Origin of the sequence: Actinomycetospora corticicola, assembly GCF_013409505.1 — a bacterium.
Classification (GTDB): Bacteria; Actinomycetota; Actinomycetes; order Mycobacteriales; family Pseudonocardiaceae; genus Actinomycetospora; species Actinomycetospora corticicola.
Window position 1 is genome coordinate 2,328,122 of record NZ_JACCBN010000001.1, and the last position, 17,166, is coordinate 2,345,287.

Here is a 17,166-nt window from a genome sequence, read left to right on the forward strand (position 1 = left end):
GGGGCGCAGCGGTCAGGCTGGCGGGTGCCATGACCGCACCCCGTCACGCGCGCGCCCGCCGTCTCGGCCTGGCCGGTGCCGCCGCCCTGCTGCTCCTCGTGTCCGCCTGTTCCTCCGACGGTGGGTCCTCCCCCGGGAGCCCGCCCTCGCCGGTGGCGGTGACGGCCCCCGTCGCCGCCACGCCGGACGGGCTGGTGCAGTCCCCCGTCACCGTGCCCGCCGGGATGGGCGACGCCCCGTTCGACAGCCCGCGCTCGGTGCTCACCCCGCCCGGGTGGACGGTGTCGGTGTGGGCCCGGGTGCCGAAGGCGCGCCTGGAGACGTGGGCGCCGGACGGGTCGCTGCTCGTGTCGTTGCCGGGCAGCGGTGAGGTGGCCCGCCTCGTCCCGGGCGCGAACGGCGCCGCGCCGCAGCAGTCGACGCTGCTCTCGGGCCTCACCCAGCCGCACGGCATGGCCTTCGACGGCGGGACGCTCTACGTCGCCGAGAGCGACCAGATCTCCGCCTACGACTACGCGAACGGCGCCGCCACCAACAAGCGCGTCGTGGTGCCGAACCTGCCCGACGCCAAGAGCCCGGACCTGCGCGGCGCCTACGCGCACGCGCTGAAGACCGTGGTGGTGGGCCCGGACAGGTCGCTGTACGTCTCGGTCGGCTCGACCGCGAACATCTCCCCGCAGGACCGCGACGCGACCCCGCAGCGGGCCGCGATCCTGCGCGTCCCACCCGGCTCGAACACCCCGGAGGTCTTCGCGCGCGGCGTGCGCAACGGCACCGGCCTGGCGTTCGCGCCCGACGGCCGGCTGTGGACCGCCGTGAACAACCGCGACAACATCGCCTACCCGTGGCCGGGCCCGCAGTTCGGGCAGGTGCTGCCCGAGTACGTCAACGACCACCCGCCGGAGGAGCTGGCCGCGCTCACGCCCGGTCGCGACCTGGGCTGGCCCTACTGCAACCCGGAGCCCGACGTCCGACCCGGCCAGGCCGACTCGCCGATGCGGAACGCGGACCTGCCGTTCACCCGCGACGTCGAGACCAACGCCGACGGCTCGAAGCTCGACTGCTCCACGCTCCCGCCGCTCGAGCAGACCTTCGGCGCCCACTCGGCGCCGCTCGGACTCGCGTTCGCGGACCTGCCGGGGCTCGGCGAGGGCGCGGTCGCCGGCGTGCACGGGTCCTGGAACCGGACCGCTCCGCGCGCGCCGGAGGTCTCGTTCTTCCCGTGGTCGGGCGGCCGCATGGGCGACCAGCGGACGCTCGTCGGCGGCTTCCAGGCCCCCGACGGCTCGCGCTGGGGGCGCCCGGTCGCGGCGGTGCCCGGTCCCGACGGTGCGCTCTACGTCTCCGACGACGGGGCCGGGGCGATCTACCGGGTCGCGCGCAGCAACTGATCGACGGCGCGGGTGACGAGCTCGGCCGCGTGCGCCTGCGCGCGGTCGAGGTCGGGCTCGAGGTCGAGCAGGGCCGCGGTCCCGACGATGCCCGCCGCGGCCAGCTCGGCCGCGTCGAGGTCGACCCGGCCCGCGACCGCGAGGACCTCCACCCCGGCGGCCCGGGCCCGGGCGGCGACCCCGGCCGGGCCCTTCCCGCGCAGCGTCTGGGCGTCCAGCCGACCCTCACCGGTGACGACGAGGTCGGCGCGCGCGAGGCGCTCGTCGAAGCCGAGCAGGTCGGCGACCAGGTCGAAGCCCGGCCGCAACCGGGCGTCGAGCAGGCTCATGAGCCCGAACCCCGCTCCCCCGGCCGCACCGGCGCCGGGGACCTCCGCGAGGTCCGGCCCGACCACCTCCGCCCAGTGCGCGAGGGCGGCGTCGAGCGCCTCGACGTCGTCGGGACCGGCGCCCTTCTGCGGGCCGTAGACCGCGGCCGCCCCGTGCTCGCCGAGGAGCGGGTTGTCGACGTCGCAGGCGACCTCGATCGTCGCCCCGAGGCGCGGCGGACGCTCCGCGGTCACGACGGCGGGCAGGCCCCCGCCCCCGGTCCCGGGCGGCAGCTCCCGGCCGTCGGCGTCGCGCAGGACCGCGCCGAGCGCCTGGGCCAGTCCCGCGCCGCCGTCGGTCGAGGCGCTCCCGCCGAGCCCGAGGACGATCCGCCCGGCCCCTGCGTCGAGCGCCGCGCGGACCACCTCGCCGAGCCCGCGTGTGGAGGACGTGTACGGCTCGAGGACCCCACCGGGGAGCCGGACCAGCCCGCAGACGTCGGCGAGCTCGACGACCGCGGTGTCCCCGGAGCGGGCGAACGACGTGGCGACCGGCTCCCCGGTCGGCCCCGCGGCCGTGAGCGCACGGCGCTCGAACCCGGCGGCGACGGCGGCGTCCACCGTCCCGTCCCCGCCGTCGGCGATGGGACAGAGCTCGACGGTGTGCCCGTGGTCGGTGAGCGCCCGGGCGATCGCCTCGGCGACCCCGACGGCGGGCAGCGAACCCTTGAACTTGTCCGGCGCGACGAGGACGTGCACCCGGGAAGCCTCCCCCGCGGTGGGCGGTCCCGTCGAGGGCGGGGTCAGAGCTGGGACGAGGAGCGGGCGTGGAAGGTCAGCGAACCATAAGGTCAGCAATTCTTTGAAGTCAGAGGTTTTCGCCTGTTCCTGTCATAATCTAAGTTATCGGATCGACATCGTCGCAGCTCAGCGTACAGTCCTGACATAATATGCGATCGATGCAGGCCGTTGTACGACCATCCGGAGTCAAGGTCGGCGCGCGCGTACAGATCGTCGTAATTCCGCCGTGTGGAGTGTCGGCGACGGGTCGCCGAGCTGGTCGATCAACAGGGGCGTTGCGAACACCCGCGCCTTCGCCTACCACCGCGTGGGGCCACCGGCATCGAGCAGGCGGACCTCGGGCGCGTCGGCGGTGAGCTGGTGCCAGACCGCGATGTTGAAGCCGACGATCTGAGCATCGGCGTTCCACTGTTCGAACTCGTCGGCCATCAATCGTTGGGCTTTGTCACCGTGGCCTCCCCGCGCCGCCTCGTCGGACACGCCGACACGAACGAGTGAACTCCGGTCTCGCCACATGACTACGCGCTAACAGCGCTGCCGACGTCTGCGAACCCCCCGCCAGCACCACGACGTCGGGGGACGAACAGATGACCAGCACGATGACCAGCAGGCCGCGCCACACGAGCTCCGCAGCCACCAGCTCCTGGCGCCACCCGTGGCTCGACGAGGACGCCGAGGTCACCGCGCCGCTACTGCTCCCCTCTGCCCATCGGGCCGCACCGCCCGCACCGGGTCCCCAGCCTCGTCCGCGGACCGCCCTACGAACCGCCCTCGTCGCGCTCGCGCTGGTACTGCTTGCCGGCACCGCCGGCGGGGCCTACCTCCTCGGCGCCACCAGCACCTCCGCCGCCACGCCCGCCGACCAGGCAGCCGGCGCGCCAGTCGACGGTGGGCCGGAGTTGCTTGAGGCCAACGGCAATCCCCTGGACGCCGCAGTCGCCGACCAGGTCCGCTTGGTCTACACCGCGCTGCAGCGCGGCGACCTCGGCTCTATCCGCGTCGCCTACGGCGCAGCCGGATCCGACGACGGTCTCGACACCGAACCCCACCTGCGCGATGCGGAGGTCCGGGCCCAGCTGCTCGCTGCGCTGCGCACCCACCCCATCCACGACGACCACGGCTACGACTACCGCGCCGGCGCATACGGGCTCGAGTTCAACCAGGCCATCGGCCCGCTCGGCGCCGGCCTCGGCCGGATCATCGGCCCCTGGAGCACCACAGTCGCCAGCATCCCGGCGAGCTCAACCCCCAGCACCACCCCGCGCGCGAGCTCCTCGAAGACGAAGACGGCACCGAAGACCACAGCGAAGGCCGCGTCCAAGACCTCCTCCGCGTCGTCCTACCCATACCAGCCCCTTGGTCAGGTCACCCGCCTGCCCGGCGAGAGCACCGCCAGCTGCGTCAACCGTGGCGGCACCAACGCCGAGTGCGGCGTCGAGAAGTGCGGCACACCGGGCGAGACCCCCGCGCAACGAGCCGAGGAAGCCGCCTGCCGTCGGCGCCTGGGAATCTGAGATGAACTCCGCCTCGACCGGACCACAAGAAAACAGGACTCCAGCCGGTTCAACGCTGCTGCTCGACGCGGCACGGGTACGTATCCGCCTCGGGATGTCAGCAACTACCCGCGAGCTGAGCGGGTCGCAGGCCTCGCCAAGCCGACAACGCGCGAAGTACGAAAACGCGATATCTCCCAATATCCCGATGTCTCTCGATATCTCCCGATATCGCGGCATCGCGGCATCGCGGCATCGCGGTGAGCCTCCTACTGCATCAGCGGTGGACCCCAGTCGCGGGCTTGACTCCCTACAACGGTTCGTCACTACAGCTCGCGTTGCCGTCAGGTCCAACCTGAGGCGGTGGACCGGTGATCACCAAACGGCCGGCCCTTGCCGTATCGCACTGGCAGCAGCAAGCCCGCCCGAACCCACACCTCATTCGAGAGCACCGGCCCACGACGCACGCCAGCATCGTGGACCGGCCCAGCTCATGGACTCGGGCGACACGCTCTAGCTCTGAACCTAGGGCTGTTCGATAGTGCCCAGCCGGTCGAGCTTGAACCATCCTTCCGTAGTAACCCAGTCTTCGTGCGTTAAGCTCAGGGTCCCCACGTTCGCCCAGCTGAGGAACCAATCAGATTTGGCACCCGAGGGCCGGAAGTACACAAACGCCGCCGTCAGAGCGCCGAGGTCCGACAGCTGCAATTCGAAGACATCTGTCTGGTTTCGTTCGAAATTGTCGCGGTCGTTGTCCAGTGACTGCCATCCCGACCGACCGCGGTTCCCGTCGATCCACAACCAGACGTCTCCGTCTGTACCGGCACCTTCGACGTCCCCGGTGTGTACCTCCACCCTGTAGATCACGTGATATCTCCGCTCCGTCGACGCTCCTCTGGAGCGCGACCCGCTGCCCGATGTGGTCGGCTTCCGAAATTCCTGCCACTCGTGCGCGCCCCCTATCCCCACGGATATCTGCACCCGACCTTATGACAGCGATATCGGCGTTCTCGCGTCAGAGCCAACTGAGTGAATCTCGCACCGAGATAGCCGCGCAGCTACGTCCGTCACCGAGTATCTCCCTTCAGTCGCCACTGCCAACCTCTTCGATTCTCGATCTCCCGAGGAGCGGGTGCACCACGTCGAGAGCTGGTTGGCGGTGATCCGGGTCGTGGCCGCTTCAGCAGCTCGGCGCCCCAGCGCGTAGGTGCCGTAGCGGGCCCGTTGGTCCTCATTGTCGGGGGCGAAGCCATGGGGGAACTCGAGCAGCTTGGACTTGAAGTGGCAGGCCATGAGCTGCAGCGGCCCGCCGTCCACGGTGATCGTCGCCTGCAGTGCGGGGCGAGAGAGCTTGTCCAGCGTGCCTTCCTGGTCGTCGATGACCACGGGGGCGATCTTCGGGGCGTAGTCGCGGACCTGGACGAGGTCGTCGAACTCGTAGCGGGCGAGGAACCCGACCCGGATACCTCGCTGGTCCGGGTTGGCCGTCGCGGCGAACCACGACCCGTCGAGTCGTTGGTCAGCTCGTCGAGTGCCTCCGGCGCGCCGACCTCCTCCACCGCGAGCACATCCACGTCCAACGCGGTGATCGTCTCGGCGATGGCGTGCAGCTTCGCCTCGTAGGCCTCCTCATCCGGCGGCCCGCCCGCTACCCCCGGCAAGACCAGGTTCTCGAGGATCCACGTACCCACCCGCATGACTCCCCCTCGCGTCGGCGCGCCCCCGGCCTCCCAGCGCGCTGTGTCCTCAAAGCGGCGCGAACCTCGACAGGAGGTCCTGCGCCGAATCGGCTCGCGCGGTGGGTCATCGAGGCGAGACAGCAACAAAGATCTGGCGTGATCCCGAGTCCTGTCTGCAGTAGTCCACTACGGCATCACTTTCAGTGGAAGAACCGCCACTGGCGGCGATCGATTGAAAGGAACTCATTGCCAGGCGATCGCGACGCCGGAGCGCGCATCGACCCTGAGAGGACACACGATCGGAGCAGCCGTCACTAGTTCGGAGTCATTGACGTTGTCAGCTGACCCAATTCATTCTTCACACAGAGCGCAGCAACCAAGGATTCCTCGATCGGCGAGTAGGAGCCAGATCAGGCCGGCGGGTCGGCGGGGGAAGCGGCCCAGCCGTGCGGCCTGAACTGGTTTGCGCCGCGCATCGCAGATCCTCTCGTGCGACGCCAGACGTTTGCCGTCACCCTCAACCGTCCCATCTTCGAAAACCGGACACGTTCGGGAGGGCCTCATGCGCGGGAGGACTGCGAAACCATGTTGCTGCGGCGGACACCGCGTCGAACGCTCGCGGGCACGACTCGCGCGCCAGTCTGGTATGTGGCTCGGGCTTCCGTGTGTTGCGGCGCTGATCGCGGCCAGCTGCACGTTCGCCCCCACCCCAGCGCCAACACCGGCACCGGCACCAGCCGGCTCTTCCAGCTCCACTCTGGTGCCCTCCTCTACGACCGCGGCAGTGACAACCGCACCGACAGCCGCGCCTTCGACGACTGTCTCGGCGGCGGCTGTTCCTGCTGCGTTGGTCGGGAGCTGGAGCATGACTGAGGACCAGGCGGAGTTCGCCTACCGCTTCCTCCCCGACGGACGCTTCCGGTCCGTCGAGATCCTCAGCCAAGCCCGTCCAGCAGGGGTCTTCGAGTACCGGCGCCAGCAGGAGGGACGCGCCCAGGTCATCGGAAACCGCTTGGTACTTCAGGTGTCGTCGCTGACCACCACCCGCAGCGACCCGGGAGATCCAGCGGGTGACTACACCGACCGACCGCAGCAGCCGACCGACCTGACCTACACCTGGCGCACCTCCGGCACAACGCTGAGCCTGCGCAGCGGAGACGGGGTCATCCTCACCCTGGACCGCCAGCAGTGAGACCAGGGAGGGGTCTTCGAGCGCGCCGAGGGCGCGGACGGCTACGGCGCGTTCTGGCCGACCGGCGGCACGTCGTCCAGCTGGTCGCAGTGGTCCTCGGAGCGGTGCTCGCCGGATTTGCCGCGGTCGAGTACAGCGACGCCAGCGGAGACTGGCAGGAGGCGATCCGGCAAGAAACGTCGCGCGCGTCGGCGGTGCAGGAGGAGGCCCGTGCCGTGTATGTCGACGAAGCCCCCGAGGCATTCCGCATCGCGAGCGCCCGAGTCCGCGCCAACGAGCTGCGGGCCATCGCCCCGTCCAGCCGTCTAGCAGCTTCCGAGCTGGTCATCGCAAACCAGATCGTTTTCGCCCGGTCCCGCGTCGCCCCGCCCGACACCCTCTCAGCAGGCAACCGGTACCTCCTCTCCAGCGGCGAATACGACGTTGCGCGCCGGATCAGCGACGCGACGAAGCAAATAGCCCTTATGCCTGACCCGGATAGCACCTTCGCAGCGGGCGACCGCCACGCTGCCACTGCGAGATGGATCAGCGGGGTCACTGTGCTGCTGACCGGCCTGGCCATGGCAGCTGCGTCGGTCCGGCGGCGGCCTCGGCCCCGACCGGCCGGCGGGGACGAGCCTGAGATCATTCCCCAGCCCGGTGTCGCGGACCACCGACGCCGCAACACCATGGTCGTCCTGCTCGTCCTCTGGGCCGCCGGGGTCCTGCTCCCCTTCGCGCAGCTCGCCCTCGGTGGAGAGGAGCAGCGTTACCAGGCCATCGCGGCGAAGACGGCAGCCGAGATCGCCGGCGAGATCGCCACGAGCCAAGCCAGGACTGGCTTCGACACCGATGCGCAGAAGGATGCCGTCGTGGCCCAGCTCGTCGCGGTCGCGCGGGAGATCGCCGCCCTCGAGGCAACAACCCCTGAGTCCGAGGCGGAACGGTTGACGGCCGGCGCCGAGGAACGAGCTGCAGTCGCCATCGGGCGCATCGCGGTTCAGATGGGTCGACCCCTCACAGAGCAGGAGGGAGTCGATCCCCTCATCAGCAAAGCGCTCACATCCACCGCAGAGGACTGGGGCGCCGATGCCGCTGTGCAGAGCTCCGCAGCGGATAGAGCAGAGACCTTCGGCGCCTGGTCAAACCGCGCCGTGGCGATGATCGCCGCTCTCGCCGCTGTGAGCGCCATCCTCGAGATCGCAGAAGTTCGGCCGCGGCGACCATGATTCGCGATTCCGGCGGGTTCACCAGCAGCTTTAAAGCCGTATACGTTGCGGTGCTGGTCACTTGCCGCGGATTCAGGTCGGGAGGGCGGCGCCGATTGTACCGGTGACCGCATCGTCGGCGTCGCAACCCGCAGCGCCGCCGGACACTCGCCCCGCTCCCAGCGGCCGTGCTTCCGGTCTGGCCTGGCCGGTCCGCCGGTCCATTCCTAGCCGCCGGCATCCACGACCAGTCGTCATGTCAGCAGGATGTTTGTAAACAAAAGGATCGGCACTCGTCGGACTCTCGTATGCAGGACACTCCAAAAAGCGGGATCCGCAGTCACAATCTAAGCTCGGATCGACATCCTGCCAGTTCAGCAGCGTGCGCTGAAGAAAAGTTGCGGTCCGCCATCAAACGCCGGGTGCCGCAGGGCGTTATCCCGCCACGGGTCGGCGACGTCAGGGTCGCCGAAAGCCCGCTCGCCGGGGTTGGCCGCCCCGATCGCTGCTAGAATGCACGCACTTGCTGGGAGCGCCGTGCTGCTCGTCGGCAGCTCCTCGACCAGGATGCGGGTGTTCATCTGGACCGACACGCGCAGCCCGGACCCACATCCGAACGGGCTTTTCCGCAACCCGTCGACTAGGCGATCGTCAGAAACATCTAAATTCGGCTGGGCAGGCTGTAATTCGTGATCGACGTATACCCCCGATCGACCTGCCAACCTGCGGCGTCCAACCGGTCCGAGGCCTCGCTGGCACTGCCCGTCGGCGTCCACTCAGTGTGTCTATCCCGCTCCGTTCCGCTCGAACACGCTGTCCTTGCTAGGCCGAACGGGTCGCAGCTCTGGACGGGCAACTACAAAACGCAGCATGCTCGCAGATAGCTGGTAACCCAGGCACCACCAACAACACCTCCGGGGGAAGTAGTTACCGTGGATGAAGAGAAGAGCCCGCCTCCTATTGTGCAGCTCGATCCGGACGCCGCCGGACACGCGCCCATCTTGAGCTATAACGTTCCAGACAACACCTCGTACGCGGGGCGGAACTTGATCCGCTTGGTGTTCGTGGGAGACGATCCCTTTTTGGTCGGCGAACCCATCCTCGTCTCCGACCTCCTCGGAGGCACGTAAATGTTGCCTGTCAAGCCACGCCTAGGAGAAGGACCTCGCACGACTTTTGGGGACCCTCCGGTTCGGGCCATTCTGTCTGTAGGTCCTCCATCTGGAACCCTGATCTCCGCGACAGGCGATAGCGCGAACGTCACGGTGCGCGTGAGCGTGAGGAGCACCCGCGGGACAGCGCTCAGTGTTGACGCGGTCGAGGTGTTGTTCAACGGTAATGCGGTCAACGCGAAGATGCTGTCCCTGGGTTCGTACGAGGCCGCATGGTCCGCTCCAGCTGGCACCCTGACAGTTCAGGCACGCACATTAGTCGACGGCTTGGAATTCAACTCGCCCCCCGTCGAATATGTAGTACTGCTCTCTCCGGCGCCGGCCAGCACCGCACCAGTGGACGTCCTCCCTCCGGTGTTTGTCGAGCTTTCGCCGATCGACGGAACTACGATCAAGCTGGACTCGAATACAAGTACAGCCTCCGTCACTTTCTCGGGCAAGGTCGCTGATCCAGACTCTTCGGCGACGGCGCCCGTAACAGTCTCGGTGCAGGCTCCTGGCGTGATTGAAGCGTCGGCCACAAGCACAGACCAGACTTTTAGCGTTGCAATTGAACTGCCAGGCCCTGGTCTCTATCCTGTTAGGGTTACAGCAACGGACCATGTCGGCAACGCTGCGACGACGGTCGTGCAAGTCGTGGTACTAGAAAAAACTGTTGTCGCGGTGCATGAATTAGTTGTAGTGGAGTACATGCGCCTGTCGAACTATCTCGGCTCTTATGGAGCCGGACGTACAATCCAGACATTTAGCCTCCTTCCCGGTGAGAAAACGACAATTACCATCAAGTCTTTCCGGTCGACGACGCAGGAGCGCAGCGCCACGAGCAGTCTCCTCGAGGGAGACACCGGCACGACAAGAAAAGACTTAGAGGACGCTGTCGCTAGGGAGCAGACTACGAAGTCGACCGAGGACGAGTCGTTCAAGGCTGCTGCTTCGGTGGAGGCGGCTGGCAATTGGGGCGTGGCCTCGGCAAAGGTGAGTGGTTCGGTGGCGTACGGTACGAACGCTGCTCGAGAGAGTATGGGGAAGAGTGTCGTCAGCGCTATTGCGAAGAACACTAGCGAGGTGTCGTCGAAACGCGATTCCAGGGTAGAAAACGTATCGAAGGAGGCGACGACCGGTACGGATGAACAAACTACTCTTCGTGTTCTAGAGAACACGAACATGAGCCGGACCCTCAACTTTGTCTTCCGTCAAATGAATCAGGAGTTCATCTCTCTGCTTCATCTGGTAGACGTGAAGATCGGACTCCTAACAACATTCCTTACAGAGGACCAGCGTCCTTTGACGAAGCAGAATGGGGAGGTCGTCAGCCGGTATCGGGAATACACGCTGCCCGAGCTCGATAGTCTGCTCTCTGAGGTGGTCAAGCCTGACCGACAGGCAGATGTTCGAGCAAGGGTGCTTGCGCAACTTGACACAGTCGTCGACTGGCGAGGCCAACGCCGTGACGTCGTCGCTTGGAAGTCACTGACACGTCCGAAACGCGACTCAAGCGGCAAGCCAGTCGCCAACGAAACTGTGGTCGATGGCCCCTACCCGGTCTTCGAAGCCGCCGCGCGTCCTTCAGATGGTGATGAGAATCCAGCCCTACCGGCTGGTAAAGACACGTACGCCGATGAGACCGGCAACTCGATTGAAGTGTCCGGCGTCATTCTACAGGCGCAGAAGATCAGCCTCCGCAGCGACGGGATCATGCTTGATGCAGTTCTCGGTGGCGGAAATGCATTGGATCCCTACTCCAGCGGCCTCCAGCAGACTGCCATAGCCGCCAAGCGTCTAGCGAACAATCTCGCGGACGAGGAGGTAAAGCGGCTGGCCCTTGGTCGGTCTATCGTGGAGGGATTGAGTGGGCAAGCTGCGGCCGACGCTTTCCGCGCTCTGTTCGTTCCCGACCCTCCCCCAGCGCGATCCGACGCTTGACGTGTTCTTCGTGCGGCCACTGCCAGATGTTTTCGTTAGAAGGCACGCGCGAGCTTCCGGTTGCCATTCTCCCCAGTCGCACCGCACGAGTTTGCGCTGCAATGGTCCCTAGCGCCCGAGCGCAGGTCGCGCTTACCGACAGTCCTCTGAGGAGCTTCCGAAGCGAGCCGGCCGGAAAGAAAATTGATGCGGCGACTTCATCCAGCCGAAGGAGTTCAGCGAAGGTAATGGTTGGTGGCTGCGGCAGGCCTAAACTCAAGACAAAGCGAGGATGATGAGCGACCTATTGGTCCTTAAGCCACCGGCGTCCACCTTGATCACGCCCTCTGCGTTGACTCCGGACCCACGGGTACTCGTGCCTTCATCTCAATCTGGAGCTGCGGTCGCTGATTCGGGGGCCGTCAAGCAAGGCTCCGTCGACGATACAATCGCAGCTCGTTGCGTGGCAACCGCGCCAACGCTGAACTGGTCCGACCGCATCCTAAAAGCTTTCGACACGTTCACGGCAACCTGGAGCACAGAGGATATAGGTGCGCTCGGAGAGGTACCGTGGAAAGCAATTCGCGATGCCCCCGACTTGTTCGCGCTATCGATTTTGGATGCGGTCACTGAACACCTCTGGGCAGAAATCAAGGGCGTTGTCTCCTTCCTCGCTTCGGCTGGGGACGCGCTAGCCTCGACGGGCGCGTTAGTCAGTTGTACGCTCGATTACAGCCTAACTGCGCTCGCGGACTACGTTTTCGAGCCCGATGGAGGAGCGCCGAGCAGTCTCCGGGAGTATTGCCCAGAAGTCGAACCGCTGGTTCGGACCTGGGATTCGATTAAAGAAGGCGTATCCTACCTGGCGAATTTGCGCGCCGACGAGGCATTCGAGAAGATCGCAAACTTCCTCGAGGGCCTGATCGTTGCCGGCGCTGAGTTGGCTGCCTCGCCAGAAATCAAGACCGCACTTCTGCTTTTAGCTGCGGATGTCACTAGACTCGGTCGACTAGTAGGAACAGTCATAGGTTTCGTTCTTTGGCAGGTACTGTCTTCAGTGCTGACAGCCGGATTGGGGCGGATCAAGGATCTCGGGCCAATCGGCAAAGCGGTGGCTGCATCGGGAGAAGCGGTCCTGAACCTGGCCGGGCCGTCCGATGGGGGTGAGTCCCTTGAGTGAACTGTCACCAGCGCAACGAAAGCGCGTTCAGAAGTTGCTGGAGTCAGGCGATCTACGAGAGGGTCTTATACTTCTCGTTGCGGAAGCATTCACCGCGGCTCGGAGCATCGCGGTGGAAGGCGAACGTCGTATCGCGCATACGCCACGGAATCTCAATGCAAGGCAATTTCAACTGGTTAGCGACGCATTTGAGAATATGGGTATGACGGACAATGTAGTCTTACAGGGTGCCCGAAGTTTGTCAAGATGGGCAGTCCGCGAGTACGCCGACATCGCGCTCCGTCTCGACTCGTACAAGTCGCTTGTGGCGCGCACTAAGCCTTTAAACGATTCTGTTGTTGCATTAATGTCTTTTGATCCCTCCGCGCTGAGGCGGGCAGACGAAGCAGTGGCGGCGGCAGGCGGCGTAGCTAGACGGGTCACGCTTGGAGATGTTGCGGAGAGCACCCGGGCCGCCGCCTCAGGCGCTCCTGCGAAGGCTGCCCTGGCTGAGATCGAATTTGTCCTTGATGCGCACCATGTTATTGAGAGCCGATGGCATAGATTCTTCGAATCCGAGTTTGAATCTCTCGGCTGGAAGACGCCCGACGATATGTTAGCAATTGCAATACCTACTGATATCCATCAGCGCGAATTGTCATCGCTGGCCAAACGTCTAGGCGTCGCAGGTGGCCCTAGTCCTTCACAGACCGCTCAGTTCAAGCAAGTGACGGAGGCCCTGCAGCGCAGGATCTTAGACTCTAAAGGGTACAACAGCCTAAGTGCTGCTGAGCGGGACACTAAGCGATACTGGGAAATCGTTCCTGGACAGACGACTGCTCGGAAGCTGGTAGAGGCACACAGAGACGTGTACGCGAAAGAAGAAGGCCTCAAATGGCTCTCCGACATCGTGGAGCCGAAGTTGGTCGAGATTCTTAATAAGCTTCCTTGAGTAGACTTGCCTCTCAGCGGTTGTTCGTCGCTCGGAGGCAACAAGACGGGCCAGTACTGCTCCTATTACATCGACGCACAGGCAGTCCAAGCAGGGGCGTTTCCCGCACCACCGCTCCGTAGGGCACGTCGCCGCAACCTGGAAGGACACCAGCGCTCGCCCTCGGACTCCGAAATGTCGTCAGTTAGCGCATCAGGTTTCTATTCCACTGCGGAGCACTCGCGTTGTCGTTGCGGAAGGACAACTCAGGCAGCAGATCGACGGACTCAGCCGACTTCGCGCGTTATGTCAGCGGTCCGAGGCCTAGTCGTGTGGTACGCAGCGCTCAGCACGCCTTGCCGTGTCCAAGCACACCACCGCCTGCAGCCGTGGCCGCAATCCACCAACCGGGTCGGGCACCTTCCAACAGCAAGTCGCCGATGCGCCCGAGACCCGGCTTTCACCGCTCGACGACCGGGGCTGAGCACTCGGAGCCAGCCAACTCCGGACACGTCGAGTCTCGGCCTCGTCGATGGAGCGGTCTGAATCGGCTGGGCGGGCGCAGAGGGAGGCGGGTACCCGACGGATCTGATCAGCGTCGGTAACGCACCTCCAACCTTGAGCGACCTCAGCCTCGGGCGATGCCGACGGGGAGGCAGGTAGCAGTGGTGGTCTTGAGCGCTCAGGTGTGCGCCGAACGATCTTGCGAGAGGCCGGCAGCCTTCAAGACTCGCTCGAAGCCTGCGTGGTGCGACGACCACATCACAGCGATCCTTCGGAAAGGTCGGCTCGAGCCGCTCTCGCCCTTTACAGGTCCTGCGAAGTGGCGCCTGACCCGCTGCCTTGACTGCGGATGCGAGGCCCACTATCGCCTTGAATACACACTTGACAAAAATAAGACCGCTGAGGCCACTTGCCGCGCCTGCTTCTGGCGATCGTGGGCGGAAGGTGTTCGCCAGAGTCAAGCTGGCTACGTACAGCCTAAAGCGGTCTCAGTAAATGAGGCACGAGAGAAGGCAAACTCCAACGGTTACGACTACCTCGGCCCTTTGACGACGCCGTCCTTGACTGACGACCCGCATCACGTCCGCTGCCAGCACTGCGGCCGCGTCAGCGCCCAGCGCCTCGGCGACATCGGGTGGGGCTGCCAGTGCCAGGTCAACCCGCGCCGGGAGCCAGCCGCAAAGAAGGAGACCGACCGACCAAAGAACCGTAATCTGTTCAAGGACTCGGGACTAGACAGCGTGCAGTGGTGGGACCACTCAAGAAACAGCGTCGAGGCATGGAAAACTCTGACGGCCAGGGCCCGCAGCAAGACCTACTGGAAATGCCCGACGTGCAGCGCTGGGTTCGCCGCCGCCATCGAAGACATGGCGCCGACACCACGGTGCCCGCACTGCGCGAGCCGCGAGCTTCGTAAACGCGAAGAGCTCTTCAACCGACTCGGCGATACGCCTGTCTCCGCCATCCCGGAGCTGCTAGAGGCGTGGGCCGACGAGGCCGACCCGTCGACAGTGCCGGTAGCGGGCAGCTGGAAGTCGAGACGATTCGCGTGCCCCAAGGGCCATCATCCTCGTGTCTCACCCTCGAGTTTCCTCCTCTCGGGCTGCCCAAGCTGCCATGGAGCCGCTACCCTCGAGGAACGGCTGTCCGAGGTCGAGGTGAACCCCAAAGCCTTCGCAATGAATGCGGAGCTGTTTGAACAGTGGCACCCCACCGCCAACCCCAAGCTCGACCCTCGCCGCCTATCCCCGAACTCACGGCGCCAGGTGTGGTGGCGCGAGGCGAGCTGCGGGCACGAATGGCGAGCCAGCCCAGCCGACCGGGAAAAGCGCCAACGACTACGATGCCCTGAGTGCCGAACCATCCTCGACTCACTCGCCTACCACTTCCCCCAACTGGTGGCTCAGTGGTCAAAGAGCAACCCCCTCAGCGCTTGGCAAGTTCGCCCCGCAGCGTCCTTGCCCTTTGTGCCAGAGTGGGTTTGCGCTGACCATCCCACGCACGTGTGGACCGCTTCATTGGCGGCTCGAACTAGCGGTACGGGTTGCCCCTCGTGTCGAGGCTTCGGCAAGTCCGCCATCGAGCTTCTTCACCTCAAGGCCGCCCAGGAACTGTTCGGCGATGCTGCCTCCGGGTTGCCATGGCGGAATACGGCTTTCACGGCCCGTAGTGTCTGGTACCCCGACATCACCGTCACGCTCACCGGCGGTAGATCGCTCGTGATCGAGTACGACGGAGCCTACTGGCATGGCGAGAAGTACGAAATCGACACGGCGAAGACTAAAGACTTACTGGCTACTGGCGCCCTCGTCGTTCGTCTCCGCGAGCACCCCTTACCTGCCCTCGCCATCAGCAGCGAACGCTATCTTGAGCTCGTCACTTACTCCAGCGCACCAGAACCCGATAGCAATTTGTCACGGATAGCCCAATGGCTGAGAACCTGAAGCGGCGAGACTCGCGAGAGGCAGCGACTGTTCGCCCCACAGCACGCGCTGAGCCGCCCCGCGTCCTACAGAAGTTCGTCAGACCGGCTGTTAATCTTCCGCACGAAAGTTGAAGTGTCCGCCCCGTTTGCCTGAGAGGCCGGGGGCAGCCAGCGATAAGATGGAGTTCGAGAACGCCGCGAGGCGACTTCGGCCGCACCCGAGCAGGAACGTCGCCGCAGGCGCAGCACGCCAAGGGCGGATGGCAGGAAGGGGACGCTGCGGCGAAGCACTGCGCCCGCCTACGGGCGGCTGGCGGCAGGTTCTGCGTGCAGCGAAGGGCGCTTGGTCTCTGTGCGCCACGGGCGATGTAACAAGACGTGTCGGCCGCCCGATAGCTCAGCGTGTCCGTCGAGTCGTCAAGTAACGAGAGCGACGTGTACGTCGATGTCGACGATGTACAAGGTGCCCGCCTCCGTGAGTATCTATATGCCGATGTCGATCGCACCCAGTCGCTTCTCGCGCAGTTGCTCGGTTCCGTTCCGAGTTCCGAGTCTGGCACAACGACTCGGAGCAGGAAGCTGGGCGCCGGTCTGCGGGGTTATGCAGCCTATGACAGCGAGCGCAAGACTGAACAAAAAGAGGAGCGAACTCGACTCGACGCTCTCTTCCCGGAACTTGAGGACCTCCTCGAAGCCTCAGGCTGGTTGACTGACATCTCCGATATACTTGCCGACACCAAATCGACCGACTACGGCGCCGTTCTTAAAGCCGTCCAGCCCGGTTCAATCGTGCGTCTCAGGGCACCTGGTTTGCTTTTCGATGCATCTTATGTAGCAAAGGTGATGGCGGGCAGTTCGGTTGCCATTAAGGGCGCACACGAGGTTTCTCCTCAGGGACCCGACGCATCCGACAATCTCTCCTTCAACTCTGCCGGAGGAAAAGGCAAAGCTGGAAGCGGTAGCAAGGGCAAGAGTCAGCCCGCCGAAGGCTCCCTAGAGGCGCAGATCGAGCATTTCGACGCATCCCTCTTGGGGGGCTTCTCCCCAGAGATGATGCGCGGCTTAGTTCGAACGTCTCGCGGCTTGTTCCCGGACGGCCTGTACATGCTGGTCGAGGCGACAGGGGCCGCTAAGTGGACAGCAACTGTCCGTCTGCAACGAGACAGACGCTATCTCGATGCTGAGCCGGAAGTCTTGTTCTCGCGCTACGGGACGACTCCTCAAAACTGGGTAATTGTTGGCACCCTTGGCCACTTCTCCAACATGACCGGCTTGGCAGGCTTCAGCCCAGTCAGCAACCTCACCACGACTACTGGAATCAATCGTCCAGCGTTTGTCAAATTCTTGAACGACTTTCTCGCAGCTCTAGGCGGGAGCGGGATGGCCGACACGCCGCCCTTTCCTGGCTTCTCTCTTGTCCCCTTCGGGATCTACCGCGAAATTCCGAAGCCATCATAAGTATGGGCCATATCGGACAGTTAGTCGATCCTCGCTAGAATGGATCACTGTAGGCGCCGCGGTAA

General features: G+C 64.9%; 13 protein-coding genes. 9 read left to right on the forward strand and 4 right to left on the reverse strand.

All coding sequences use genetic code 11. The features are described 5' to 3' along the window. Positions 1–29 precede the first annotated feature (29 nt). Entirely contained in the window at positions 30–1,391 is a 1,362-nt protein-coding gene (locus BJ983_RS11200; protein WP_179793864.1) for a PQQ-dependent sugar dehydrogenase, read from the forward strand. Here the strand turns inward: BJ983_RS11200 and BJ983_RS11205 are convergent. Together BJ983_RS11205 and BJ983_RS11210 are read right to left on the reverse strand one after the other, a co-directional pair. Continuing rightward, complete coding sequence (locus tag BJ983_RS11205) at positions 1,367–2,458, reverse strand: glycerate kinase (RefSeq protein WP_179793865.1); 1,092 nt, start codon at positions 2,456–2,458, stop codon at positions 1,367–1,369. The genes BJ983_RS11200 and BJ983_RS11205 overlap by 25 nt on opposite strands. 339 nt (positions 2,459–2,797) lie before the next feature. Beyond that, positions 2,798–2,980 carry a hypothetical protein gene (locus BJ983_RS11210; RefSeq protein ID WP_179793866.1) on the reverse strand — a complete coding sequence of 61 codons (183 nt, stop codon included), beginning with the start codon at positions 2,978–2,980 and terminating at the stop codon, positions 2,798–2,800. A 107-nt stretch (positions 2,981–3,087) separates the two neighbouring features. On the opposite strand from BJ983_RS11210, the gene BJ983_RS11215 reads away from it, so the two are divergent. Next, a complete protein-coding gene (locus BJ983_RS11215) occupies positions 3,088–4,014 on the forward strand; it encodes a hypothetical protein (protein WP_179793867.1) in 927 nt (308 codons plus the stop codon). A gap of 504 nt (positions 4,015–4,518) precedes the next feature. On the opposite strand, the gene BJ983_RS11220 is transcribed toward BJ983_RS11215, so the two are convergent. Further along, on the reverse strand, positions 4,519–4,860 hold the full coding sequence (locus tag BJ983_RS11220; RefSeq protein WP_179793868.1) for a PLAT/LH2 domain-containing protein: 342 nt from the start codon (positions 4,858–4,860) through the stop codon (positions 4,519–4,521). Between the two features lie 120 nt (positions 4,861–4,980). Continuing rightward, positions 4,981–5,379, reverse strand: a complete 399-nt coding sequence (locus BJ983_RS11225) for a hypothetical protein (RefSeq protein ID WP_179793869.1) — start codon at positions 5,377–5,379, stop codon at positions 4,981–4,983. 1,158 nt (positions 5,380–6,537) lie between these two features. Between BJ983_RS11225 and BJ983_RS11230 the strand changes: the two genes are divergently transcribed. The 7 genes from BJ983_RS11230 to BJ983_RS11260 all read left to right on the forward strand — a co-directional run bounded on the left by BJ983_RS11230 (position 6,538) and on the right by BJ983_RS11260 (position 17,101). Further along, positions 6,538–6,864 (forward strand): hypothetical protein, encoded by a 327-nt coding sequence (locus BJ983_RS11230; RefSeq protein ID WP_179793870.1) that lies wholly within the window; start codon positions 6,538–6,540, stop codon positions 6,862–6,864. Positions 6,865–6,953: 89 nt separating this feature from the next. Beyond that, complete coding sequence (locus BJ983_RS11235; protein ID WP_179793871.1) at positions 6,954–8,072, forward strand: hypothetical protein; 1,119 nt, start codon at positions 6,954–6,956, stop codon at positions 8,070–8,072. Positions 8,073–9,328: 1,256 nt separating this feature from the next. After that, positions 9,329–11,146 (forward strand): hypothetical protein, encoded by a 1,818-nt coding sequence (locus BJ983_RS11240; protein ID WP_179793872.1) that lies wholly within the window; start codon positions 9,329–9,331, stop codon positions 11,144–11,146. Between the two features lie 442 nt (positions 11,147–11,588). Further along, a complete protein-coding gene (locus BJ983_RS11245; protein ID WP_179793873.1) occupies positions 11,589–12,305 on the forward strand; it encodes a hypothetical protein in 717 nt (238 codons plus the stop codon). A 202-nt stretch (positions 12,306–12,507) separates the two neighbouring features. Next, a complete protein-coding gene (locus tag BJ983_RS11250; RefSeq protein WP_179793874.1) occupies positions 12,508–13,236 on the forward strand; it encodes a hypothetical protein in 729 nt (242 codons plus the stop codon). Between the two features lie 1,043 nt (positions 13,237–14,279). Further along, entirely contained in the window at positions 14,280–15,662 is a 1,383-nt protein-coding gene (locus tag BJ983_RS11255; RefSeq protein WP_179793875.1) for a zinc-ribbon domain-containing protein, read from the forward strand. A 416-nt stretch (positions 15,663–16,078) separates the two neighbouring features. Next, positions 16,079–17,101: a DUF6414 family protein gene (locus BJ983_RS11260; RefSeq protein ID WP_179793876.1), complete on the forward strand. Its 1,023-nt coding sequence runs from the start codon at positions 16,079–16,081 to the stop codon at positions 17,099–17,101. Positions 17,102–17,166 lie beyond the last annotated feature (65 nt).